This window comes from Tepidimicrobium xylanilyticum, assembly GCF_900106765.1.
Classification (GTDB): domain Bacteria; phylum Bacillota; class Clostridia; order Tissierellales; family Tepidimicrobiaceae; genus Tepidimicrobium; species Tepidimicrobium xylanilyticum.
Genome location: NZ_FNNG01000008.1, coordinates 112,513 through 137,046 on the forward strand (window position 1 = coordinate 112,513; position 24,534 = coordinate 137,046).

Consider the following 24,534-nt stretch of genomic DNA (forward strand, 5'->3'; position numbering starts at 1 on the left):
TAGTATTATGTAAACCGAGGAGGAAATTTAATGAAAGAAAAGGGGAGAATAAAACTATTATTAGCTTTGGCCATATCCATTATTTTAATTGCAAGTATATATTTTTATATAAATAGTAGTTCCGAACATAGAAAAATAGCCTATAATCAGTTTATCGATCTTGTCGAAGTTAATTTAGTGGAAGAAGTAAAACTTGATAGTTCAGATAAATTAACAGGAATATTGAAAGACGGAAGTAAATTTATTACCGATAATCCGAGGAGGGAAGATTTTAAGGAATATTTACTACTAAGAGATGTAAAGGTAATAGAAGAGGGGAGTGGACCACTAAATCAGGGAATTAGCTTTCTCCTAATCGTTACTGCAATAGGAGGAGTAGCATTTCTAATAAAAAATAGTTCCAAGCAAGCAGAAAAAGAAATGGCTACCATGTCCAATATTGATGCAGAAACCTCTCCTGAAGATAATGTGACTTTCGATGATGTGGCTGGCAACGAGGAAGCTAAAGAGTCTTTAAAGGAACTGGTGGACTTTATTAGGGAACCTGAAAAATACCTTAATTACGGAGCCAGACTACCTAGAGGAGTACTATTATATGGGCCGCCCGGAACTGGGAAAACACTATTAGCAAAAGCTTTAGCTAATGAGGCCAAGGTTCCTTTTTATGCAGTATCCGGGTCTGACTTTGTACAAGTCTATGCTGGTTTGGGAGCAAGTAGGATTAGACAATTATTTAAAATAGCGAAGGAAAAGGGTAAATCGGTTATCTTTATTGACGAAATAGATGCTCTAGGCAAGAAAAGAAAGGGAGTCAATTCCCAAAGTAGTAGTGAGGAAGGAGATAGAACATTAAATGCTCTGTTAACTGAAATGTCAGGATTTAAAGGGAATGAAGGTATAATCGTGTTAGCAGCTACTAATAGAATTGATACCCTAGATGAGGCTTTACTACGACCTGGTAGATTCGATAGACAAATAGAAGTGGGATTGCCAGATGTTAATGCTAGATTAAAAATTTTAGAGCTTCACAGCAGAAATAAACCTTTATCAGAAGATGTAGATTTAAGAAAAGTTGCTTTAGAGACAGTCTATTTTAGTGGTGCAAAACTAGAAAATTTAATGAATGAATCGGCCATGATAGCTGCAAAGGATAGAGATAAACGAATTACCATGAACCATATAAATAAGGCATATTTTAAGGTATTAGTTGGAGAGGAAAAGAAGGATAGAGCTAGCATTTCAGTAGAGGATAAGAGGATTACTGCATACCATGAAGCTGGACATGCTTTGGTAGCTAAATTAATCTCCGACTCCCATCGAGTTACAAAGGTCAGCATCATACCAAGTACAAAGGGTGTGGGGGGATTTAGCCTAAACATTCCATCGGATAAGATGTATCAAACGAAAAAGGATATTGTAGACAATATAATGATTGCTTTGGGGGGGAGAGCAGCTGAGGAGATTATATTTGGAAAGGATTATGTAACTACAGGAGCTTCCTCTGACCTACAAAAGGCAACAAAAATGATATTGGCGATGATTGGATCCTATGGAATGGATGAACAGTTGGGTTTGTTAAGCTATGATGTAATTTTAAATAGCAATTTAAATAATGACATTTCTTTAATTGAAAGAGCCAGAGATATGTTGGGAAATTTATATAGAGAAACGGTAGAATTGTTAAATAAAAACAGGGTATATTTGAACATGATAGCAGACAAACTAGTAATGAAAGAATCCTTAGATGAAGAAGAATTAAATGAAATATTGGTTGATTTGCCATAATTTAATTTTGTTAGTTACTTGCAGAATATGGGTCTAGCAGTTATAATATAAATACAAGATAATAATTCTACGGTGTGCGTTAGTCCAAATAATTCAACCGACGTAGTAGATAAGGGAGTTCGGGTTCAGCAGTCTAGAGCAAGCCTTCTTTAGAAGGAAGCTTGAAGCTGTTGGCAGGGCACCCACCTTGTGAGAGGCGGGTGTGAATTACTTGGAAAGACGGCACCGCGGAATCAAAGTCCCTTAGGACAATTGTCCTAAGGGACTTTTCGTATATTTAAAACTATTTTGCCAATAATATAATTAAATTCAAATGGTTAGGAGGAATTTATGTGGACTTAGTTTGTCCCCTATGCAATGGACTATATAATATAGAATTTAGCTGTACCCAGTGTAATTCAAAAATGGTTGATAAAGGACCTTTAGTAAATATTATGGATGATTATAGTCCTTATTTACTAGACGATATAACTCACAGGATTGATGGAGTGGAAAGGGAAAGGTGCATCCATACTTACCAATGTTTAGATTGTGGATTCGAAGAAAACTATTCCATTGAGCGAAAAAAACTTTAGCATATATGTATTGGATATTTTTTTCTTTCCTTGAAAATATGGATATATTTAAAATCTAAATTTCTTAATAGTTTTTCAGCTTTCTTGTATTCAAATCCAATATATTCTGGATAATGGGCATCAGATCCAATGGTGATAATTTCACCTCCCAATTCTTTATACAGTTTCAATATTTCCACTTTTGGGTGATAGTGATTTAAGCCATATTTGATTCCAGATGTATTTACTTCAATGCCTTTTCCCTTATATATTATCAATTCTAAAACTCTTTTCACAGGATCATAATATTCTTTGAAATCAGGTATCTTAGAAGGATCTTCAAAATATCTGTCAATGTAATCAATGTGTCCAACTACATCGTAATTATCGAAATAATTAACACATTGATATAGATGATCATAATAGGTTTTTAAGGCTTCAATAGGCTCTTTGTTATGGGTAAAATTACTCATATGAATATCCAATCTATCAATACTATGAAGAGACATAATAACAAAATCGAAAGGATTTTCAGAAATAATTTCATTGTATTTATTGCTAAGATGGGGTTGCATCCCTATCTCTACCCCAGCTAATACTTCTATTTTATCCATATATTTGTATTTAACCTGATTAAACCTTCTAAAATAATCTTTAGGCCTAAATGTGATGTCGATGCCATCAGCAGATACATCTAAATCCATATGATCTGTAAAGCATATACTTTTTAAATTCTTATCAATTGCAGCTAATACCATTTCTTCCATCAAACAGTTGCAATCTATGGAAAAATCGCTATGAATGTGAAAATCATACATTGCCAACACTCCTGTCTTTTGTATTTATTAGCATATAAAATTATGCAAAGAAATCCTCTTTAAACTGTAATCTGTAAAGGTCGTAATAAATACCTTCTTTTTCTAATAGTTCTTGATGGTTCCCCATTTCAACTATAGACCCATCTTTAAGGACTATAATCTTATCTGCATTTTGTATAGTTGATAATCTGTGGGCCACAGCAATGGTGGTTCTACCCTTAATAAGCTTAGCCAAAGCATCTTGAATTAACAATTCCGTTTCAGTATCGATATTAGCAGTTGCTTCATCTAAAATCAATATGCTTGGGTTAAAAGCTAAAGTTCTGGCAAAGGCTAGTAATTGCCTTTCTCCTGCGGAAAGAGTTGAACCCCTTTCCATAACAGGTTCTTCATATTGTTGAGGTAGTTTTTGAATAAAATGATGGGCATTGACGTATTTTGATATCTTAATTATTTCATCGTCTTTAATATGTTCATTATTAAGCCTTATGTTGTCTTTAATAGTCCCAGAAAATAAAAAGACATCCTGTAGTACTACGCCAATATTCCTTCTCAACTCATATTTATCATAATCTTTTATATTGACTCCGTCAATCAATATTTCTCCCCTTTGAATATCATAGAATCTGGTAATTAAATTTATTATAGAAGTTTTACCTGCGCCAGTGGCACCAACGAATGCCACCGTTTCTCCAGGATTAATTGTAAAGCTAATATTCTTTAGTACCCAGTTTTCCTCTTCATAAGCAAACCACACGTTTTTGAACTCTATTTTACCTTTACATTGAGTGAGTGGTACAGGATTCTTTGGATTTGCTATTTTAGTGTCTTCATCTAAAACAGCGAATATCCTTTCACTGGATGCCATGGCAGATTGAAGTATATTATATTTTTCAGTAATATCTAAAATAGGTTGGAAAAATCTTTGCAAATATTCAACGAAAGCGTATAAAACACCAAATTCTATAACTCCAGATAGAACTTGGTATCCTCCATAATATAGGAGTAATGCCAATCCTAACGACCTAATTACTTCAATGGAAGGCCTAAAAATAGAGTATAATTTAACCTCTCTTATTGATGTATTTAAATAGTCCCTATTGATTTGGTCAAACTGGTTAAAAATCTTCTTCTCTTTATTAAAAATTTGGATAGTCTTCATGCCAACGATATTTTCATTTAAGGTGGAATTAATTTTAGCTAATTGAACCCTACCTAACCTGTATACTTCTCTAACTTTTTTTCTAAAAACTATGGAGATCATAAGTATTATAGGTATTAAAGCAAATGATACCAATGCCAATCTAAAATTCATGGTAATCATGATCAACATGATTCCTACTAGTATAAATATATCCTTAAATAAATTAACCAATACGCCAGTATACATTTCATTTAAGTTTTCAGTATCATTGGTAACCCTAGTAACCAACCGTCCTACTGGATTTTTATCAAAATAAGATATAGACAAGCTTTGTATGTGAGAAAAAATTTCTTGCCTTATATTAAAAATTATTTTTTGGCTGGCATAGTTAAGCACATAGACTTGCAAGTAGTCGAATAAAAAAGCTATAGCGATTGTGGTTAGAAATATAAATCCTATTTTAGTAAGGCCGTCTACATCTTCTTTTCTAAAATTTTGGTAATCAGCTTTTGATAATAATATACCTTCACTACTATCTTCTTCTAAATTTACTAGATAGTATTGGCCTCCTTTTTTGATTATTGTCCTTATTGTATTATCTTTTAATTTTTCTTTTTCTTCTTCTCTTAAACTATCGATTCGAACATATTTTTTTCCGTTGTAAATAGTTCCATTATAGGGGTCAGATATCTCTATTTCATACATGGGTTTTTTGTAGCCATTTATATAATCATCTATGCTTATCTTTATAAGATAGGGTCTAATAAGCTCTAAACCAGTTATCATCATCATCAACATGATTGTTAAAGCTAATAGATGCCAATAGGGCTTAGCATATTTTAACAATCTTTTCATCAGCTTTGAATCATAGGCTTTTCCTACAATTATCTCTTCGTTTAGATTATTACTCATAATATCCCTCCAGTGGTTCTTAAGAAATTTTTTCTTCTAAAAGTTGCTTTTCATATAAATACCTGTATAACCCATTTAATTCTAAAAGACTTTCATGTGTACCACGTTCTACAATCCGTCCCTCATCTAATACTATAATGTGATCTGCATCTTTAACGGTGGAAATTCGGTGGCTTATAATTATAGTAGTTTTTCTCTTAACAATGTTCTTTAATCCATTTAATATTTTCTCTTCCGTTTCCGTATCCACTGCAGAAAGGCTATCATCTAATATTAGAACTGGAGAATCTTTTGCTAAAGCCCTAGCTATCGACACCCTTTGTTTTTGACCTCCTGATAAGGTTACACCTCTTTCCCCCAGAACAGTTTCAAATTTATTGGGGAAAGCTATTATATTATCATATACTTGAGCTAATTTAGAGGATTGTATCATAGTCTCATCATCTATTGGTTCATCGAAGGCAAAGCCTATATTTTCCCTTATGGAAGTAGAAAACAAGAAATTATCTTGAGGTACATAGCTTATATTCTCACGAAGAGACTTTAAATCAATATTTTTTATATTAACATCATCTATTAAAATACTACCTTCTTTAATATCATAAAGGCGCAGTAGTAAGTTTACTATTGTAGTTTTACCACTACCAGTTTTACCCACTATAGCTAATGTCTGTCCTTCTTCTATCGTAAAATTTATGTCTTCTAGTGCATAATTTTCCTTAGTAGGGTATTTAAAGCTGACGTTTTTAAATTCGATTTTACCTTTCATGGAATTTAATTCAATAGCATTATCCGAATCCACAATTTCTGGTTTTTCCTCTAATAAGGCATTAATTCTTTCCATTGAAGCAATACCCCTTTGAAGCAAATTTATTACCCATCCCATAGCCATCATAGGCCATACTAATAGATTTAGATAATTATTAAAGGCTATGAAATCTCCTAATGAGATAATATCCAATATTACCAATCTGCCTCCATAAATTATTATTATAAAGAAACTGATAGATGAGATAAAGTTGATTAAAGGGTGAAAAACACCTGAAATTTTTACTAATTTCAGATTTTTTTCTAAATTATTTTCATTTACTTTGTTAAAGTTCTCTATAACTAAATCTTCCTGTACAAAGGATTTTATAACGCGAATTCCCGCAAAACTTTCTTGAGTTACATCCGTTAATTGTGAGAAAGCTTCCTGAACTGTACGAAATCTATTGTGTATTACTTTTCCGAATCTTCTTACCATTATGGTGATAAAAGGTAGAGTAAACAGAGCTATTATGGTTAACCTTAAGTTGGTAGTTCTAATCATCATAACTATAGCTAAAATGGTTATAAAAATAGAATCTACAAACATGATTATACCCATTCCCAAAGCATGCCGGATAGCGTTTATGTCATTGGTGGCATGGGCCATAAGATCTCCTGTTTTTTGTGTGTGAAAGAAGTTGGGAGATAAAGTCAATAAATGACCAAATAGTTTTTTCCTTAAATGGTATTCTAGTTTTCTCGAAGTTCCAATAATATAGTTTCGCCAGAAGTACCTACCTATAGCAATACCTAATCCGGTCAATATGATATATAATCCGTATTTTAATATGCCACTAAAGGTTAACTTTCCTTCTTGAAGGAGGTTTGTGGCAGTTCTAAGTATTTGAGGAACTATAAGCTGTATAGCATCGATAATAAGAAGCCATATTATACCGAAGATATAATACCACTTATTCTGTATAAAGAAATCCTCTAAAGGTTTAAAAGCTTTCATTTGATTCCCCCTGCCATTAAAATTTCGATACTCAAAATAATCGCTATACCTATAATTATAAAACAAAAAAAATATTTTTAAAGTATAAAAAAAATGCATATTAGCCTATACTAAATCTATACTCTTTTTACCCAATTCTAAAATATTTAGTATGGGATATTATATTAATGAAGAAGGGAGGATAGGAATGGAATTAAATACTAAAGAAGTATTGAAGAAAAAAATACTTGATGCACAGGAAATGGTTAGGGATTATGAGATGTATGCAAAAAACGTCCAAGATGCTGAAGTGGCAGATTTATTTAGAAGTTTTGCTGAGGAGTCGGGATATCAAGCAAAAAAACTTCAGGAAATGTTAAAAAAGCTGGATAGAAAATAAACTAATCCCCTAAATCCACTAATGTATAAGTTGATTAATATACCATTTTTAGGGTAATATATATTCAAATAATCATGTAAAGGGGAGATATTATGAGATTGATGGATTTATTAAATGAAAGAAAAAGAGAAGCGGAAAGAAGGAAAAAGGTAGATACTGCTAAGAAATTTGCCCTGGGCACTGCTATTGGTGCAATTGCTGGTCTTCTATTTGCTCCTAAATCAGGAAAAGAAACTAGAAAAGATATTGCTGATAAGACAAAGGAAAAAACCGAGAATATTAAAACTTCTATAAAGGAATCTGTTGCTACTTTAAAGGATGTAGAAGAAAAAGTGAAAGAGGATGTGAAAGAGAAGTTAAGAGAATTTAAAGAAAGGGATATGTTTGAGGTAGAAATAGAGAAGTATAAATCCAATAATGTTGAAAAAGATCAAGAAACTGAAGAAGAAAATGAAAGGCAATAGGTGATTCCCATGACTACTCCTATTACTATTGAAGAGTTGTTAAAGTTTATATTATTTCTATTAGGGATAGGGGTACTAGGTTATTTAGTAGTATTTTTAAAGAATGCTAATAACCTAGTATCCCAAGTAAGAAGGTTGGCGGAAAAGAATGAAAAAGAAGTGGACAGGGTTCTAAAGCAATTACCTCATATATCTGAGAATATTAATTGTATATTAGAGGAATCTAAGGTTCTATTAGAAAAAACCAGCCCTGAATTGACAGAAGTAGTTACAAATATTAACTCTATTTCCGAAAAAATAGATACCACCAGTGATGTAATATCTGATACAATAGAAGCAGTAGGCGAGAGTATAACTGGGACTGCCACTACTTTTAAAAACAATTTAAAGAATATTACTGATTACATAGAGCTTGTCATGGAAATTATAGATATAATAAAAAATGCATTTAAAAATAGGTAGTTATGTTTGAGAACCCAGTCGGGTTCTCTTTTAAATAGCTATTAATTGGATAAACTAGATTGGTATTGATTACAGGGGTGTTGTTGATATATTATATATAGTAGACAATTGGGTTATTAAATATTGTTAATATTGAAATTGGAGAGGTTGATATGGGATGGAGAAGGTAAAAATCATCTGTAATCCTTCATCTGGAAGACAGATTATTCAAAAGAGGGTAGATTATCTATGTAATCTACTAATAAACGATGGTTATGTAGTGGGGAAATTCAATACAAAGACGAAAGATGATGCAATGGATGAAACTATTAAGACCTGTAGTGAGGATTGGGATCTAATCGTAGTCTGTGGTGGAGATGGTACGGTAAACGAAGTGGCAAAGGGGATTGCAAAATCCAATAGGAAGGTTCCTGTAGCAATTCTATCTGCAGGTACGGTAAATGATTTTGCTACTTATATGGATTTGCCAAAGAATATAGATGATTTTTTTACCATGATAAAGAATAGAAAAACAAAGATAGTTGACTTAGGAAGAGTTAATGATGAGTATTTCATAAATGTAGCTGCTGGAGGCTTATTAACCAATGTAGCCTACCAAGTGCCTCCGGAAGCAAAGGCTATCTTTGGGAGGATGGCTTATTATATAGAAGGATTAAAAGAAATACCTAAACAGAAATTTAAACCCATTAGGGCAAGATTTGAAAGTGAAGAGTATTCCGAAGAGGAAGATGTATTGTTATTTTTAATATCTAATAGCGCATCCATAGGTGGTTTTAAAAGGTTAGCGCCAGATGCAAATGTATCGGATGGCTATTTGGATGTAGTCATAATCAAAAAATCAGAAGTTCAAGATTTAGCCCAGATATTTATAAACATATTCAGAGGAGAACATGTTTATCATCCAAATGTAGTATATTTTAAATCTAAAAGGATATGGATAGATGCGGAGGAAGATGTAATAATAGATATAGATGGAGAATGTGGAGGTAAACTACCAGCTGTATTTGAGGTTGTGCCTGAAGGCTTTGAAATTATTGTACCCAGCTAATATAAGGGGAGGATAGATGGAGGTGAAATTTTGAAGGAAAATAATGGTTACGATAGTGTGGTAAATATAGAAAGGTATTTAAGAAGAATTGATAGAATTATACGTTTAAAAGGTAGAGAAATACTAAAGGACTATAATACCACAATTCCTCAATTTACTGCGTTACAAATACTTATAAATAATGAAGAAATGACTATTGGGGAATTAAGTGAAAAAATGGCTTTGGCTTGTAGTACAATAACCGATTTGGTAGATAGAATGGAGAAAAATGAACTGGTTATTAGGAAAAAGGACGAAAAGGACCGAAGAGTAGTTAGAATAGAGGTATTGCCAAAAGGTCACGATATCGTTAAACAGGTATTGGAGAAGAGAATTGATTTTTTAAATGCAAAGATGGCAAGCTTTACAGAGGAGGAAAAAAAATCGCTTAGTAAGTTATTAGAATCCTTGTATGATGCGATTAAAGATGATGATGCTTGTATAAAGGGGAAATAATGATGAAGTTAATTGATAATAGATACAAAGTAATTAGGGTCATTGAGGAGAGTGTTTATAATACCATATATGAGGTAACAGATTTTTGGAATGATGAGAAACAACTTTTTATGAAATTATATGATATAAGCAGACAAGGCAAAGTCATAGAATATTTGATCAATAATTTTATTAATTTTACCCATATTCGACACGATAACTTGTTATCCAGCGAACAGTTTTCTATAATAAAAACCATAGATAGAAAAAAGATTAATATAAAAAGGTATTATTCAACAACTGAATACACAAACAGTCCTACTCTAGTGACGGTACATGATAAATTAAATTTAGATGAAAAGTTAAGGATCATATTACAGCTATGTAATTTGCTAGATTTTCTACATTACAGAGGTATAGTGTATAAACACCTTAGCCCTTCCAATATATTCTTGTTAGAAAATGACCAGATTAAAGCTATGGATTTAACTAATATATATGAAAATGTAATAAATAGAAGCTATAGTGATTTAACTAGGTACTTTATAGCTCCAGAAGTTTTGTTGGAACAAGAAGAAATTGTCAGTTATAATTCAGATAAGTATTCGCTTGGAATGCTGATTTTGTACCTATTATCGGAAGACTATTATTCCATTAATTCCGATATTCGATTTATGGATGGTCTCCAGATGGATAAAGAGCAACGGGATTATTTAGTGCATACTATTAGAGTATTAACAAAAACCGACCCAATGGAAAGGGAAATAACTTTAAGGGATATAATTAACGATGTAAAGGATTTATTTGGAATTGAATATGAGTTCGACCTAATTAAGGAAAGAAACGTTCTTAATTTTGATATTAGAATAATCGGAAGGGAAAAGGAAATAAATAGAATATTGGAAATAGACAAAAACCTTGTAACCCATACGGATTTTAAAAGGGCTGTACTAGTAAATGGAGATTTAGGGGTAGGGAAGACTCGTTTTTTAAATGAAATTTCCTACCAGTTGAGAATGAGAGGAAGGGAAGTATATTATTTAGAAATAAATCAGAGTGTTCAGCATGGACTGAAAGCAGCAACTAATATATTGAGGCAAACGATAAAGGATGCTCCTGTTTATATATTAAACAAGTATGGGAGAGAGCTTGTTAAAGTATTACCGGAGTTAAAATATATTGTAAATAATGACGTTATATACGATATGGGTGAGGATAGAAATAGACTTAGGTTATTTGACAGGATAACCAATTATTTAGAGGAGCTGACTAAGGACAAGCTTACATATATTATTTTGGATAATATTGACGATGGGAGCGTTGAGTTTTTGCATCTATTTAACTTTATCATCAAAAATATGGAGGAGTCTAATTTAGTTTTAATTGCCTCCTATAATGAAAAGCGAATACCTATAGGCACATTAAAGGAAAGGATTTTTAATGATTTATTAAGTGACAAGTTAGTAGAATCTATAAAAATTTCCAATTTAAGTTTAACTGAAATTGGAGAATTCATTCAATCAGTTTTAGGAATGAATTACAAACCCTTAATGTTTTCAGCAGTAGTTTTAAGGGAAAGCGGTGGAAATCCAAGGCATATAGAGTATATTTTAAAGGATTTATATGCAACTGGAGAACTTTTTGTAAATGAAAATGGTTTTTGGGAATTAAAAACACAAAAATATTCTGATTTGTATTTTACCACCAACATGGACCAAGTTTTAAAGAACCAAATTACTTTAATTGAGGAAGAATACATGGATATAATGAATATAGTTTCTGCTTACAATGACTCCATTCCAAAAGCTATCCTTTCCATGTTAATAGACGAAGATAAAATGCCGCTTTCTGCTAAGATAAATGAATTGATTAGAATGGGGCTTTTAGAAGAAAGGGTATCAGACTGGGGATATAGCTACTGTATTAATAATGTTCAATTAAAAAGGCTTATATATTATAGGATGCCTATAGAAGAAAGAGTTAAACTTCATAGGCGATTAGCGGAGCTATTAGAAGAATATTATAAGGATAATTATAAACCAATTATGGAAGAACTTGTTCATCATTTAATATCTTCCGATCAAACGGAAAAGGCCTTGGAACACATATTAGAAGAAGCAAGAAAAGAAGAAAATATAATGAGTAGCCAATCTCAATACCTTTGGGAGGAAGCTTATGAAATAGCAAAGCATGTAGATTCCAAATATATTTTAGAGATTTTAGAGTCTTTAGGTAATATCTATTACCTAAAGGGTGAAAATGATAAAGCTTTGAAGATTTATAGTAAATTAATAGAGAAATCTAAAGAACTTAACAATTATAAATATACTGTATTTGGCAAATTAGGTGTTTGTGAAATCTATTTAAACAGGAATATGATAGATGAAATATTAGTCATTACTAAAGAGATTAGAACTATTTCGGAAAAAAATGCTTTTCCATTGGGATTAGCTAAATCAGGTATATTGTACACTAAATGTATGCTAAATCTAGGTAAATTGGAAGAAGCAGAGAGGAGTATAGAAAAACTACTAAACTATGCCATTAAAAATGGAATGGATGAAGTGCTTGGGGATATCTATAATTTGAGGGGGTTATTGGAGTACTTTAATGGTAACATGGATGAAGCCATTAAATTTTATAATAAAAGTATAGAATATTTCAAAAATACAGATCAATTAATCAATTCTACTAAGCCTATCAATAATATTGCAAACATATATATTCAAAGAGGCAAATATGAGAAAGCCATGAGCTATTACCAAGAAGGCCTAAAAATCATAGAGAAATTTGGCTTGTTAAATCTAAGATTAGTGTTTCTCAATAATATAGGCGAATTATATTGTAATATAGGGAATTTTAATAAAGCAAAAAAATATTTAGAAGAAGCTAGAACCATTGCCATGGAAATTAAGGATAATAATCTAGTTTTTTTGACAAACGTTAATTTGGGATTGATATATTTAGCTACCGGGGATTATGAATACAGTTATAATTGCTATTCGATTTTAAAGGAAAGTTATGTTGAAGATTCAAATTTTAGTTTTGAATTAATCGGGCAGTACTTCAATTTTTTAGGGGAATTTTATTTTACTTTTGGTGAATGGGATAAATCATTAGATTATTCAAAAAAGGCTATGGAACTTTCTAAGGATTATAATAATATTGAATATTTAATGTCAAAGACCAGAGTTATATTAGCTAAATATTTAAAAACGAGAAAGTATGATAAAAATGCTATTGAGCTTATACGAAGGGAGCTTAGGAATAGCAAATTAATATTTCAGAGAAGAATTGCCCTTTTACAATTGGGAATTATAACCTTATTGGAGAAAGATTATGATTATATAATGGATATAATCAATGAAGATGCAGAATTGAGGAAGACAATATCTTCACCAATTTTAGAATATTTAAGGAAGATATTAATATATAGTGCTAGTCGACATAAGTACCAAAACAACCATTTAGAAGAACTAGATAAGATGATTAAGTCCCATAATTTTATTCATCTAAATATTCTAGTAAATATAATAATAGGATCAAACTTAGTGAAAGAAGAAAAGTACTATCAAGCCATTAATTATCTTCTTGAGTCCTTAGATTTAATATATGGCATAGTAAAAAAAATACATTCAAAAAGTTTACAGATAAGCTTTATAAAAAATCATGGAGTTGACAAGATAAAATTTATGCTAGCAGAAGCCATATATAATATCTGTAACAGAAGAGTTGAATTTGTGCAAATAGACCAATTGAAATCTGAAGAACCTGTAGACCAATATTTTGATTATAACATCATATTCAATTTTATAGACGATGCACAATTTGATAATATTATTAAATTGAATTGTCTCTATGAAAATATTAAACATATCCGTACAATTGAAGATTTAATAAATAGTTTGACAAACGATTATAAACATAATCTATATTTAATATTGCAATACTTATCCAAGGAGACTTTAGCTCAAAGGGGGTTTATTCTAATTTACGATGATGAAAAAAATGAGTTTATTCCTATTATTGGTATTGGTGAAAAGGACATAGAAGCATGGAAGGCAAATGAGAATTTACTCGCATTGTCTGGCAGGTATGATAATGGAATACTTATAAGCAGCAATCTCGGGAATAATATTATTGGCCTCCATCGGGAATTTTTGCTTAAGGATACAAGGGCAATTATATGCGTCCCCATATTTGTACCATTAGTTGAACTAAATATGCCTAGCGTAGAAAGAAGAAAAAAAGATATAGGTAAGTATCGGAGAGTAGAGGGTTATGTTTATTTAGAAACAGATAGGGTATTTAACAGATTCGACATAGAAAGACAGAATTTAGTTGGAGCTTTGACTAAGATATTATTTATAAATATTGAAAATTACAAGTTAAAAATCCTTTCAAATATAGATAAATTGACGGGTACTTATACAAGAAAGTATTACGAAAATGAATTCAATAAGATTTTAATGGAAGCAAATCATAACGATGAATCTTTTGCAGTTTTAATGCTTGATTTGGATGGTTTTAAGGATATAAACGATACCTATGGTCATAGGAAAGGTGATGAAATCCTAAGCATAATAGGGGAAACTCTAATCAACAGCGTTAGAAGTACTGACTTAGTTGCCAGATACGGTGGAGAAGAGTTTATCATAATACTTAGAAATGTTTTGGGAGATGAAGCTAAAAATATTAGTGAAAAGATTAGAAGAAACGTTGAGGAAATTAAATTTCATAACGTTAAAGGACCTGTAACATTGAGTATCGGAATATCTATGTTTCCTTTCCATAGCCAGTTTAAAGAAGAACTAATAGAAAAAGCAGACCAAGCTTTGTATTGTGCAAAGGAAAGAGGAAAAAACCGGGTAATAATGTGGGATACAGATTTGGCAAACTCATTAAATAGAGGTGACCGGCTGGCAGGTATTCTTACCGGAAATGCAAATAAAGACCAAAAAAATATATTGGCGATTCTCGATGTTATACAAATTGCTAATGAAAATATTAATTATACTGAAAAAGTGTTTGCTTTTTTAGGAAGAGTAATAGAAGTACTGGAAGCTGAGAAATGTGCTTTAATTGAATTTGATGATAGTAATAAGAAAATCGTGAATTCTTATGCCAGATCTAGATTGAACTTAAGATGGGTAGAACCTGACTTTATAAACGAAAACATTGTAGAGAAAATTTTACATAAAGGAGAAGGAGAATTTTTAATTGATTGGGAGAGTATTAGCGAAAAGAATTTAAATTTAAATATGCCAGATTGGCAATCGGTAATTGCTATACCTTTAATTTCTAATAACCAGATTAAGGCTTTAGTCTATATCACAGTTCCAATAAAAGAAAAAGAATTCGATTATAATAACTATAATTTAGCTAAAGCATTATGCGATATTTTTTCCACAATATTGGAAACATAATATAAACCTTGGGTACTAATTTAGGGTTAAATGTGATATAATATGAAAAAATTCTAATCAGTTTAAAGCGGGGAGGTGTAGAAATGTCTGTAACTATAAAAGATGTAGCAAAATTAGCAAACGTTTCAATATCTACTGTATCAAGAGTTATTAATAATTCTAAACCGGTTAGTTTAGAAGCTAGGAAAAGGGTATTAGATGCTATAGAACAATTAGGCTATAAACCTAATGAAGTAGCAAGGAGCCTTGTTACGAGAAAATCAAATTTAATTGGAGTAATTGTTACGGATATAGGAAATTCATATATAGCTGAAATGATTAGAGGAATAGAGGAAATTGGAAGGATGTACAAATACGACATAGTTTTGTCAAGTAGTTATGGTAATCCAGATACTGAAAAGAAGTTTGCTCAGTTGTTAATGAGTAAACAGGTAGAAGGCATAATATTAGTGTCTGAAAATGATAAACAAAGTGTAATAGAAGAAATTAAAGGCTTGAAAATACCTTTTGTATATCTAAATAGATATTATGATAGTCAAGACATGCCAACTGTAACCATTAATAACTTTGAAGCATCTCAAGAGATGACTAAATACTTAGTAAATCTAGGGCATAGAAATATACTATATGTTACAAGCAATGAAGATAATAAAGCTTCTTTAGAGAGATTCAAAATAGATGGTTATAAAAAAGCTATAAGTGATGTTGATAAAGCTGAGGAGTTTATATATTCAGTTAAGGGGTTTAAACCTGAAGATGGGTATAAGATGGGCGATAAGGTAATGGAAATAGTTAAAGAGAATAATATTACTGCAGTATTTTGTTGTCAAGATGAGTTAGCCATAGGATTTATCAATTATTGTTATGATAATGGAATTAAAGTTCCAGAAGATATTTCCGTTAGCGGTTATGGAGATACCAAAATGGCCTCCATATATAGACCAAGGCTTACTACTGTAAAGGAACCTTATTATGACATTGGTGCTGTTGCAATTCGAAGGATTATTAAAAATTTAAAAAGTGAGGAAAAGGAAAAGGACCATATTTATCTTCCAATCCGCATTATGAAAAGAGAAAGCTGTAAGAAAATATAATGGTGGTGTAATTTATGAGAGCTTTTATTGGATTGGATTTTGATGTGGGTTTAAAAAAGGAACTATGCGAAATTCAAAAAATACTTAAATTAAGCTCAAAAAAGGGAAGTTGGGTACCTCAGCCCAATTTCCATATTACTCTAAAATTTTTGGGCAATATTGATGAAGATAAAGTAGGTTGTATAGACAAAGCGATCAAATATGTTGCTTATAGTAATTCACCCATATCCTTAATCTTAGGGGAATTAGGTTATTTTAATAAAAAAGGCGAAGAATATGGAGTACTTTGGTTAGGAATTAAAGGAGCGGTAGAGAAATTACATCGAGTTTACGACATGATGGAAAGAAAGATGAATGAGATAGGCTTTGTTATGGAGAAAAGGGAATTCACTCCTCATATAACTTTAGGAAGAAAGGTAAAATCTAATATTCCTTTCAATGAATTATCAGAAAGCATTGAACATAAGTTGGGAAGATCATTTACCCTACATAATATTGCTCTTATGAAAAGCCATGAGGTTATGGGAAAAAGAGTATATACTCCAATAAAATATCATGAGTTTGTGAGGTATTAAAAACCACAGAGGGTAACTGTGGTTTTTGCTTTCACTCTTTAATGTATGAAAAGACGATTAGGCAATATATTAAATAAATAAAGCCTAGGAAAAAGAAGGGAAATAACATATAATATATTTGAGTATGGACAAAAATATTAGAATTGCAACTATGTACAAATATTCTGGAGTTTATGATAAAATATAAACAAATAGAGAGGGGATGTTTATGGCGAGATTAGTACAATGTGTACCTAATTTTAGTGAAGGAAGGAATAAAGAAACAATTGAGAAAATTGTGGAAGAGATAAGGAAAGTGGATGAAGTCAAATTATTAGATTATTCAATGGATAAGGACCATAATCGTACGGTAGTAACCTTTGTTGGGGAACCAGAAAAGGTTATTTTAGCAGCATTTAATGCATGTAAAGTGGCAGCAGATTTAATTGATATGAGATATCATAGTGGTGGACATCCTAGAATGGGAGCAACTGATGTTATACCCTTAATACCCATATCCGATGTAACTATGGAAGAATGCGTGGAATATTCCATACAACTAGGCAAAAGAATAGGAGAGGAGTTAAATATACCTGTTTTCTTATATGAAAGGTCTGCCAGGGTTAAAGAAAGGGAAAATTTAGCTGACATTAGAAAAGGTCAATACGAAGGGATGGCCGAGAAATTAAAACAAAAAGAATGGGAACCAGATTTTGGACCAAAAAATTTAAATGAAAAGGCTGGAGTTACAGCAGTTGGAGCAAGGCCTCCATTGATTGCATTTAACGTGAATTTAGGAACTGATAATTTAGAAATTGCTAAAAAAATTGCAACTGTAGTAAGAGCTAGAACTGGGGGTTTCACATATTGCAAAGCAATTGGTCTTGAAATAAAAGAAAGAGGCATAGTTCAAGTTTCCATGAATATGGTGGATTATACTAAAACATCATTATTTAGAGTATTTGATACCATAGAAAGAGAAGCTAGAAGGTATGGGGTAAATGTAATTGGTAGCGAAATAATCGGATTAGTGCCTATGCAGGCTTTAGTAGATGTGGCTGATTATTATTTAAGGTTGGAGAATTTTGATTCCAGTCAAATTCTTGAGAAAAGAATTTTTGAGTAGGGTGATAAAATGAAAGCTGATATTGTCATTAAAAGTATAGATAATTTAATTACGCTAAAAGGACCTAATAGGGCCAGAAAAGGAAATGAAATGAAGGAAATTGGACTTATAAAAAATGGCATACTGGCTACTAAAGAAGATAAGATCATTTATGTAGGAGAAGGAGAGTTACCACCGGAAATTGAGATTACCGAAGAAACTATTGTAATAGATGGAAAAGGGAAAACTATAACCCCTGGATTAGTAGACTCTCATACCCACCTTGTTCACGGAGGTTCTCGTGAAAATGAATTAGCTATGAAATTAAAAGGGGCTAAATACCTAGATATATTAGAAGCTGGCGGAGGCATTCATAGTACAATGAAGGCCACTAGAAAAGCGAGCTTTGATGAGCTATATGAAAAGGCCAAAAAGAGTTTAGACGTTATGTTATCCTTTGGAGTTACTACAGTGGAAGCTAAAAGTGGCTATGGAATAGAAGATTTTGATACGGAAATTAAACAGATGGAAGTAGCGAAAAAACTGAATGATGAGCACCATGTAGATGTAGTTTCCACCTTTATGGGAGCTCACGCCATACCAATCGAATACAAAGATGAGCCAAGAAAATTCATAGATATTATAATTAATGAAATGATTCCAGAAGTAGCTGAAAGGCAATTAGCTAAATTTTGTGATGTTTTCTGTGAAAAGGGAGTCTTTTCTATAGAAGAATCAAAGGAAATATTAGAGGCTGGAATCAAACATGGATTATTGCCCAAAATACATGCTGACGAGATTGAACCTTTAGGTGGAGCAGAGTTAGCAGCTCAAATAGGTTGTGTTTCTGCTGATCACTTGGTAGCTGCTAGTGAAAAAGGGATTGAAATGATGGCTGAAAAGGGAATATTGGCTAATTTGCTTCCAGGTACTTCTTTTAACCTCCAATCAGGCAAATATGCACCAGCAAGGAAGATGATTGAAAGGGGTGTGGCAGTAGCTTTATCCACAGATTACAATCCAGGAAGCTGCCCGACTGAAAACATGCAGCTTATTATGAGTTTTGCATCCTTACTACTTAAAATGACTCCTGAAGAGGTAATAACTGCAGTAACTATAAATGGTGCTGCTTCATTAAAATTAGAAGATAAAATTGGCAGCTTAGAGGTAGGGAAAAAGGCGGATATAGTTGTTTTTGACGCCCCAAATTTAGAATATATAATATACCATTTTGGAATAAATCATACTGATAGAGTCATAAAGAATGGCAAACAGGCATTTGTAAATTCACGCACATAATATAGGATATTATGAATGCTATTGTTATAAATGGGCTCGATTATTAATACCTAGCAGACGCATATTAAGAGTGGCTTTAATTGGTAAAGGGGCTGACTTTTAGTTTAATAGAAGTTTCTATTAAACTAAAAGTCTTTTTTATGGCCTTACTTTCTTATAATTATATAAAACATTATTTTATTGAGAAGGAGAAGAATATATGGTTGAGGAGTTATTAAAAGCTTTTGCATTGATCTTTGCTTCTGAAATGGGAGATAAGACACAGATAATAGCTATGACTTTTGCAACAAAGTACAGAGTTAGAGATGTGCTAATTGGAGTCAGCATAGGAGTTTTTTTAAACCATGGACTAGCTATATTATTAGGCAGTTATTTATCCAAAGTAGTTCCTATGAATTTAATCCAATCAATTGCAGGACTCATGTTTGTCTTATTTGGCCTATTAGCACTTAATGATGAAAAACTGGAAGAAGAAGATAGAAAGACTGCATTTAGTCCTATTACTACTGTAGCCCTTGCATTTTTTATAGGTGAATTAGGAGACAAAACTCAACTTACTGCTTTGACATTAGCTGCGGGAGCTGAACATTCTTTTGTTATTTTATTAGGGACCATATTAGGAATGATTGCTACTAGCGGATTAGGAATTTTAGTGGGGAGTAAAATTGGAGAAAAGATGCCCGATATTTCAGTGAAAATTATTTCTTCAATGGTATTTATTTTCTTTGGGACACTAAAGCTTTATAATTGGTTACCGATAAAACTATTGACTTCAAATAACCTAAGACTTTATTTTATTTCGATAATTGTTATTCATCTTATATTAACAAGAAGGCTAATACACAAGAAAAAACATGAGGAACTCTCACCTATAAAAAAAGTGGCAAATCACTTATACATTAAAAGCAATATTATGGGTGAAAAAATAGAGGAAATCTGTCTTGGGGAGGGGATATGTGGAAATTGTATTGGTGATGAATGTGTAATCGGATATACTAAGAGGATTTTAAAAGAAGCAAGAAACGAGGAAAAATATTTTATTGAGGAAGATACGGACATATCAAAATTGACATTCAAAAATTTCGACAAAAATAAAGTCGTAGAAGCTTTAAGTTTAATAATGGCAGATTATGTAGAAAATGATATAATTGATGAAGATAGTTTTATTATAAATAGGATAAAGAATTTCTTTGAGTTTATCTTATTTGGGCAGAATATAAGATTTGATGGAGATTTATCCAAATATTTAAGATATAGTAAAAGAATTAATTACGATATTGGGAAAAGACTAGAGATTAAAATTAAAGATAATCTCAAACTTTCTACCTAAAATATAAAAAAAAGAAGGATAAAGACGTTTTTTGTAGAATATTATTGTAGGTCAATAAAAGGAGGGAATTTGTAATGGCAGAAAAACAATATGTGGTCTTCAGTTTAAATAAGGAGGAGTTCGGGATAGATATTATGAATGTTAAAGAAATAATCCCTTATGAAGAGTCGATTAACGTTCCAAACACCCCAGCTTTTATAGAAGGAATAATAAATTATAGGGGGAAAGTCATACCTATAATCGATTTAAAAAAACGGTTTAATTTGGCTGATTCAGAAATAACTAAGGACACAAGAATAATAGTCATAAGTTTTGATAATAGGGATGTTGGATTTGTAGTAGATGAAGCATCTCAAACCATACGATTAGATGACGAACAGATAGATCCAACTCCCGATATTATTTCAGAAGTAGATAGAAGATTTATTACAGGAGTAGGCAAAGTAGATGAAAAAAGGTTGTTGATCCTCTTAGATTTGCACAATGTATTAACGGATAAGGAAAAGGAAGACATAGCAAGAATGGAAATAGAATAAAGAGGTGTAAATAGTGAACAGCCTTTCATTAAAAGTTGAACGCATAAATGATATACTGAAAGAGACCATCAATTCAATTGAAATTAATAAAAATGAAATCACAGAAATTGTTGAACATGCAAGAGAAGAGGTAAATAAGATAAAAGCAGAACTATCTAATATAAAAAAACAGGTAGAGAAGGTAATCGAAGAAGTAGACTTATTAGAGATTGAAGAGAAAAAGAGTAAGGCTTATTTAGCTAATATAAGTAAAAATTTTAGAATTTATACAGAAGATGACATAAAAATTGCTTATGATAGGGCTAATGAGGCTAGAATAAAATTATATTTGAAAAGAGAAGAAGAAAAGAATTTAATCGAAAGGAGAAAAGAGCAGGAGTTAAGATTAAAGTCTGCCATAAAAGTATATAAAAAAGCTGAAAGGGTTCGAAAGTCAGTTAGTGTAGTTACAGAATACTTAAGGGGAAATTTAGATGATATCATTCTCACCGTAGATCATTTAAATAAAAAACAGGCTTTAGGAATAAAGATAATCGAAGCCCAAGAAATAGAAAGGGAGAGACTAGCTCGAGATATACATGATGGACCAGCCCAATCAATGGCCAATATACTTATAAAAGCGGAAATATGTGAAAGATTGATGGAGATTGACAAAGAAAAGTCAAGAGAAGAGCTGCAGAATTTAAAAGCCATTGTCAGAACCACATTAAGTGATTTGAGAAAAACTATATATGATTTAAGACCGATGTCTTTGGATGATTTAGGTTTGGTACCGACTATTGAAAGGTATATTCATAACTTTACTAAGCATACTGGAGTGCCAATAGAGTTTAATGTTATAGGCAATGTTATTAATTTGAATCCTGCTATTGAAACTTCTTTATTTAGAATTGTTCAAGAGTCTTTAAACAATATATTTAAACATGCAAAAGCAACTGAAGCGAGTGTAAACTTGGAATATTCACCAAATAGGTTGAATTTATTAATTATTGATAATGGAATCGGGTTTGATGTAGACGAGGTAGAGACATATAATAACGATAGCATGGGGGGTTTTGGTTTAATTAGCATTAGGGAAAGAGTAGAACTTTTAGGAGGCAAAATGGAAATAAAATCTAATATAGGGGAAGGAACAAAAATTATTATATATATTATATTACCAGAGGAGGAAAATTGATATGGCTGATGAAAAGATTTCATTAATGATTGCGGATGACCATGTATTAATGCGCCAAGGGCTGAAACAACTTTTGGAATTGGAAAAGGATATAGATGTAATTGCTCAAACAGGTAATGGAGAAGAAACAGTTAGAAAAGCAATGGAATTCAACCCAGATGTCATACTATTAGATATAAATATGCCTAATATGAACGGAATTGATGTTTTAAGAAGGTTAAAGGACTTAGGGACTACATCTAAAATCATAATGCTTACAATACATGAAGATAAAGAATACTTATTTGAAACGATGAAAATAGGGGCTAATGGCTATGTTTTAAAAGATTCAGATGCAGACAGTTTAATTAAAGCAATAAGGGAAGTTCATTGCGGGAAAACCTATATCCAACCAAGTATAGCTTCCATGCTAGTGGAAGGGTTAGATGAAAAGGATACTAGCAAAGAATATGGTAAAATTAAAAAGCTAACAAAAAGAGAATATGAGGTCCTAATATTAATTGCAGAAGGACTAAGTAATAAGGATATAGCGGACAAGTTGTATATAAGTGAAAAAACTGTAAAGAATCACGTATCCAGTTTGTTTAAAAAATTAGATGTTAACGATAGGATACAGGCTGCTATTTTTGCATTTAAAAATGACATAAAAAAAATCTGAAGAAACCAAGGGGACAATCTCTTTGGTTTCTTCATTATGTGGCATGAGTCTTCAACGAAGATCCAATGGGTATATGTCAAATAGAATTATCCTTTATATAGCTGATGACAAAATCCCTAAAGGTTTCATTCAATGGGGATAGTTGTCTCTTGTTATGATACACAAAATAGAATTTGCGGCTAAATTCTATTCCTTCTACATAATAGGCTTTATATTTACCCAGTTTAATATCATCAAATACTGCCTTTGAAGATAAAAAACTGATACCAGCACCTAAGGATACCAATTGTTTAATAACTTCTGTATCTTCTACGTAAGCAGTAACATTCAAACTTTCCAAGTCTATATTATGCTTTTTTAAGGTGGCTTCTACTAGATTTCTAGTGCCAGAGCCTTCTTCTCGTAAAAGAATTCTTTCTTTTATAACTTCATCTAAAGCTAAATGAGAATAATTAGGTTTAGAGAATCTAGGATTGTTAGGTGTTATCACCAATAAACTATCCTCAACCAATTCTATATTATTCAATTTGTTTTCCTCATATTTAGCACCAACGATACCAAAGTCTGTATCCCCATCCAAAATGCTTTGAACAACATCAGCTGAATCCATGTCAACTAAAGAAAAAGTTACCTCAGGGTACTTTGTTGAAAATTCATATATTATCTTAGGCAATATATATTTACTTGGTATAGAGCTGGAATAAATACAGAGGTGTCCTTGTATTCGACCCTTATAAGCAGCTAAATCAAATTTGGCCATTTCGCAGGAGTTAATTATATTAATTGCATACTTATAAAGGAGACTTCCTGCTTCAGTCAAAGTAATAGACTTTCCAGAACGGTTTATTAATATTGAACCTAATTCCTTTTCTAAACTCTGGATGTGATTTGAAACTGTTGGTTGAGTAATGTATAATTTTTCTGCAGCTCTAGAAAAGCTCTTTAAATTAGCAACCTGAATAAAAGTTTCAAGCTGTCTAAAATCCAACTATAAATCACCCTCTCTTTTTCAATATTCATGTATTTAGCATATAATAATAATATCAAAGTTAAAAGAAAATTGAAACCAGAAATTTGAAAACTGAAAAATAATTAAAATCCCATTGACAAAAGACAAAAAACTTGGTATATTAAAATAGCTGTCAGGTTGAAGTTTCAAGTCACAAGACTGGCAGCAAAAAACTTTTAAAAACTTATTGACAAGAAATAAAAAATTTGTTATAGTATAAAAGTCGGTGTCAAAAACCGACAATGAACCTAGACAACTAAACAGTGTGAAGTACTTTGAGTAAAAGAGAGTCAAGGAAACTTTTCAAATGAGAGTTTGATCCTGGCTCAGGACGAACGCTGGCGGCGTGCCTAACACATGCAAGTCGAGCGAGGGATTTATGACGGATTCCTTCGGGATGAAGACATAAATCACCTAGCGGCGGACGGGTGAGTAACGCGTGAGGAACCTACCTCCTACAAGGGGATAGCCTCGGGAAACTGGGATTAATACCCTATGACACTTAAGGATCGCATGATCTTTAGGTTAAAGCGATATAGCG

20 protein-coding genes, 1 rRNA gene and 1 other RNA gene are annotated in these 24,534 nt (G+C 31.8%); 18 read left to right on the forward strand and 4 right to left on the reverse strand.

Annotation, left to right across the window (positions count from 1 at the left end; genetic code table 11):
* The first annotated feature begins 30 nt into the window (after positions 1-30).
* From BLV68_RS09735 to BLV68_RS09745, 3 genes are all read left to right on the forward strand, one after another.
* Positions 31-1,785 (forward strand): ATP-dependent metallopeptidase FtsH/Yme1/Tma family protein, encoded by a 1,755-nt coding sequence (locus BLV68_RS09735; protein ID WP_093753294.1) that lies wholly within the window; start codon positions 31-33, stop codon positions 1,783-1,785.
* A gap of 61 nt (positions 1,786-1,846) precedes the next feature.
* A non-coding RNA gene (ssrS, locus tag BLV68_RS09740) (6S RNA) lies at positions 1,847-2,023 on the forward strand.
* A 94-nt stretch (positions 2,024-2,117) separates the two neighbouring features.
* The gene (locus BLV68_RS09745) at positions 2,118-2,360 is read left to right on the forward strand and encodes a hypothetical protein (RefSeq protein ID WP_093753296.1); all 243 of its coding nucleotides are present in this window, start codon (positions 2,118-2,120) and stop codon (positions 2,358-2,360) included.
* Here the strand turns inward: BLV68_RS09745 and BLV68_RS09750 are convergent.
* Genes BLV68_RS09750 through BLV68_RS09760 form a run of 3 tightly spaced genes read right to left on the reverse strand, consistent with a single transcriptional unit; the run spans position 2,357 to position 6,978 of the window.
* Entirely contained in the window at positions 2,357-3,157 is an 801-nt protein-coding gene (locus tag BLV68_RS09750) for a histidinol-phosphatase HisJ family protein (protein ID WP_093753298.1), read from the reverse strand. The genes BLV68_RS09745 and BLV68_RS09750 overlap by 4 nt on opposite strands.
* A gap of 40 nt (positions 3,158-3,197) precedes the next feature.
* Positions 3,198-5,213, reverse strand: a complete 2,016-nt coding sequence (locus tag BLV68_RS09755) for an ABC transporter ATP-binding protein (RefSeq protein ID WP_093753300.1) — start codon at positions 5,211-5,213, stop codon at positions 3,198-3,200.
* A 19-nt stretch (positions 5,214-5,232) separates the two neighbouring features.
* A complete protein-coding gene (locus BLV68_RS09760; protein ID WP_093753302.1) occupies positions 5,233-6,978 on the reverse strand; it encodes an ABC transporter ATP-binding protein in 1,746 nt (581 codons plus the stop codon).
* A 187-nt stretch (positions 6,979-7,165) separates the two neighbouring features.
* Between BLV68_RS09760 and BLV68_RS09765 the strand changes: the two genes are divergently transcribed.
* The 14 genes from BLV68_RS09765 to BLV68_RS09830 all read left to right on the forward strand — a co-directional run bounded on the left by BLV68_RS09765 (position 7,166) and on the right by BLV68_RS09830 (position 22,984).
* Positions 7,166-7,357 (forward strand): hypothetical protein, encoded by a 192-nt coding sequence (locus BLV68_RS09765; RefSeq protein WP_093753304.1) that lies wholly within the window; start codon positions 7,166-7,168, stop codon positions 7,355-7,357.
* A 92-nt stretch (positions 7,358-7,449) separates the two neighbouring features.
* Positions 7,450-7,821, forward strand: a complete 372-nt coding sequence (locus BLV68_RS09770) for a YtxH domain-containing protein (RefSeq protein ID WP_093753306.1) — start codon at positions 7,450-7,452, stop codon at positions 7,819-7,821.
* 9 nt (positions 7,822-7,830) lie between these two features.
* Positions 7,831-8,283, forward strand: a complete 453-nt coding sequence (locus BLV68_RS09775; protein WP_093753308.1) for a hypothetical protein — start codon at positions 7,831-7,833, stop codon at positions 8,281-8,283.
* 157 nt (positions 8,284-8,440) lie between these two features.
* Positions 8,441-9,331, forward strand: coding sequence for a diacylglycerol/lipid kinase family protein (locus tag BLV68_RS09780; RefSeq protein WP_093753310.1), 891 nt, complete (start codon positions 8,441-8,443; stop codon positions 9,329-9,331).
* A 30-nt stretch (positions 9,332-9,361) separates the two neighbouring features.
* Positions 9,362-9,826, forward strand: coding sequence for a MarR family winged helix-turn-helix transcriptional regulator (locus BLV68_RS09785; protein WP_093753312.1), 465 nt, complete (start codon positions 9,362-9,364; stop codon positions 9,824-9,826).
* A 2-nt stretch (positions 9,827-9,828) separates the two neighbouring features.
* Positions 9,829-15,231, forward strand: a complete 5,403-nt coding sequence (locus tag BLV68_RS09790) for a diguanylate cyclase (protein WP_159428673.1) — start codon at positions 9,829-9,831, stop codon at positions 15,229-15,231.
* Positions 15,232-15,314: 83 nt separating this feature from the next.
* The gene (locus BLV68_RS09795; protein ID WP_093753316.1) at positions 15,315-16,325 is read left to right on the forward strand and encodes a LacI family DNA-binding transcriptional regulator; all 1,011 of its coding nucleotides are present in this window, start codon (positions 15,315-15,317) and stop codon (positions 16,323-16,325) included.
* A 14-nt stretch (positions 16,326-16,339) separates the two neighbouring features.
* Complete coding sequence (thpR, locus tag BLV68_RS09800; RefSeq protein ID WP_093753318.1) at positions 16,340-16,900, forward strand: RNA 2',3'-cyclic phosphodiesterase; 561 nt, start codon at positions 16,340-16,342, stop codon at positions 16,898-16,900.
* 208 nt (positions 16,901-17,108) lie between these two features.
* Positions 17,109-18,005: a glutamate formimidoyltransferase gene (ftcD, locus tag BLV68_RS09805; RefSeq protein WP_093753320.1), complete on the forward strand. Its 897-nt coding sequence runs from the start codon at positions 17,109-17,111 to the stop codon at positions 18,003-18,005.
* A gap of 9 nt (positions 18,006-18,014) precedes the next feature.
* Positions 18,015-19,283: an imidazolonepropionase gene (gene hutI / locus BLV68_RS09810; RefSeq protein WP_093753322.1), complete on the forward strand. Its 1,269-nt coding sequence runs from the start codon at positions 18,015-18,017 to the stop codon at positions 19,281-19,283.
* Positions 19,284-19,482: 199 nt separating this feature from the next.
* On the forward strand, positions 19,483-20,613 hold the full coding sequence (locus tag BLV68_RS09815) for a TMEM165/GDT1 family protein (RefSeq protein WP_093753324.1): 1,131 nt from the start codon (positions 19,483-19,485) through the stop codon (positions 20,611-20,613).
* 74 nt (positions 20,614-20,687) lie between these two features.
* On the forward strand, positions 20,688-21,149 hold the full coding sequence (locus tag BLV68_RS09820) for a chemotaxis protein CheW (RefSeq protein ID WP_093753326.1): 462 nt from the start codon (positions 20,688-20,690) through the stop codon (positions 21,147-21,149).
* Between the two features lie 13 nt (positions 21,150-21,162).
* A complete protein-coding gene (locus BLV68_RS09825) occupies positions 21,163-22,326 on the forward strand; it encodes a sensor histidine kinase (protein ID WP_234949880.1) in 1,164 nt (387 codons plus the stop codon).
* 1 nt (position 22,327) lies between these two features.
* Entirely contained in the window at positions 22,328-22,984 is a 657-nt protein-coding gene (locus BLV68_RS09830) for a response regulator (RefSeq protein WP_093753330.1), read from the forward strand.
* A gap of 76 nt (positions 22,985-23,060) precedes the next feature.
* Here BLV68_RS09830 and BLV68_RS09835 read toward each other — a convergent pair whose 3' ends face one another.
* On the reverse strand, positions 23,061-23,972 hold the full coding sequence (locus BLV68_RS09835) for a selenium metabolism-associated LysR family transcriptional regulator (RefSeq protein ID WP_093753332.1): 912 nt from the start codon (positions 23,970-23,972) through the stop codon (positions 23,061-23,063).
* A 324-nt stretch (positions 23,973-24,296) separates the two neighbouring features.
* On the opposite strand from BLV68_RS09835, the gene BLV68_RS09840 reads away from it, so the two are divergent.
* Positions 24,297-24,534, forward strand: a 16S ribosomal RNA gene (locus BLV68_RS09840); the annotation flags it as partial.

Excerpts from the sequence above, each read along its gene's own strand:
- BLV68_RS09735 (WP_093753294.1), top strand. The coding sequence starts at position 31 with ATGAAAGAAAAGGGGAGAATAAAACTATTATTAGCTTTGGCCATATCC.
- BLV68_RS09750 (WP_093753298.1), bottom strand. The coding sequence starts at position 3,157 with ATGTATGATTTTCACATTCATAGCGATTTTTCCATAGATTGCAACTGT.
- BLV68_RS09755 (WP_093753300.1), bottom strand. The coding sequence starts at position 5,213 with ATGAGTAATAATCTAAACGAAGAGATAATTGTAGGAAAAGCCTATGAT.
- BLV68_RS09760 (WP_093753302.1), bottom strand. The coding sequence starts at position 6,978 with ATGAAAGCTTTTAAACCTTTAGAGGATTTCTTTATACAGAATAAGTGG.
- BLV68_RS09765 (WP_093753304.1), top strand. The coding sequence starts at position 7,166 with ATGGAATTAAATACTAAAGAAGTATTGAAGAAAAAAATACTTGATGCA.
- BLV68_RS09770 (WP_093753306.1), top strand. The coding sequence starts at position 7,450 with ATGAGATTGATGGATTTATTAAATGAAAGAAAAAGAGAAGCGGAAAGA.
- BLV68_RS09775 (WP_093753308.1), top strand. The coding sequence starts at position 7,831 with ATGACTACTCCTATTACTATTGAAGAGTTGTTAAAGTTTATATTATTT.
- BLV68_RS09780 (WP_093753310.1), top strand. The coding sequence starts at position 8,441 with ATGGAGAAGGTAAAAATCATCTGTAATCCTTCATCTGGAAGACAGATT.
- BLV68_RS09790 (WP_159428673.1), top strand. The coding sequence starts at position 9,829 with ATGAAGTTAATTGATAATAGATACAAAGTAATTAGGGTCATTGAGGAG.
- BLV68_RS09795 (WP_093753316.1), top strand. The coding sequence starts at position 15,315 with ATGTCTGTAACTATAAAAGATGTAGCAAAATTAGCAAACGTTTCAATA.
- thpR (WP_093753318.1), top strand. The coding sequence starts at position 16,340 with ATGAGAGCTTTTATTGGATTGGATTTTGATGTGGGTTTAAAAAAGGAA.
- ftcD (WP_093753320.1), top strand. The coding sequence starts at position 17,109 with ATGGCGAGATTAGTACAATGTGTACCTAATTTTAGTGAAGGAAGGAAT.
- hutI (WP_093753322.1), top strand. The coding sequence starts at position 18,015 with ATGAAAGCTGATATTGTCATTAAAAGTATAGATAATTTAATTACGCTA.
- BLV68_RS09815 (WP_093753324.1), top strand. The coding sequence starts at position 19,483 with ATGGTTGAGGAGTTATTAAAAGCTTTTGCATTGATCTTTGCTTCTGAA.
- BLV68_RS09820 (WP_093753326.1), top strand. The coding sequence starts at position 20,688 with ATGGCAGAAAAACAATATGTGGTCTTCAGTTTAAATAAGGAGGAGTTC.
- BLV68_RS09830 (WP_093753330.1), top strand. The coding sequence starts at position 22,328 with ATGGCTGATGAAAAGATTTCATTAATGATTGCGGATGACCATGTATTA.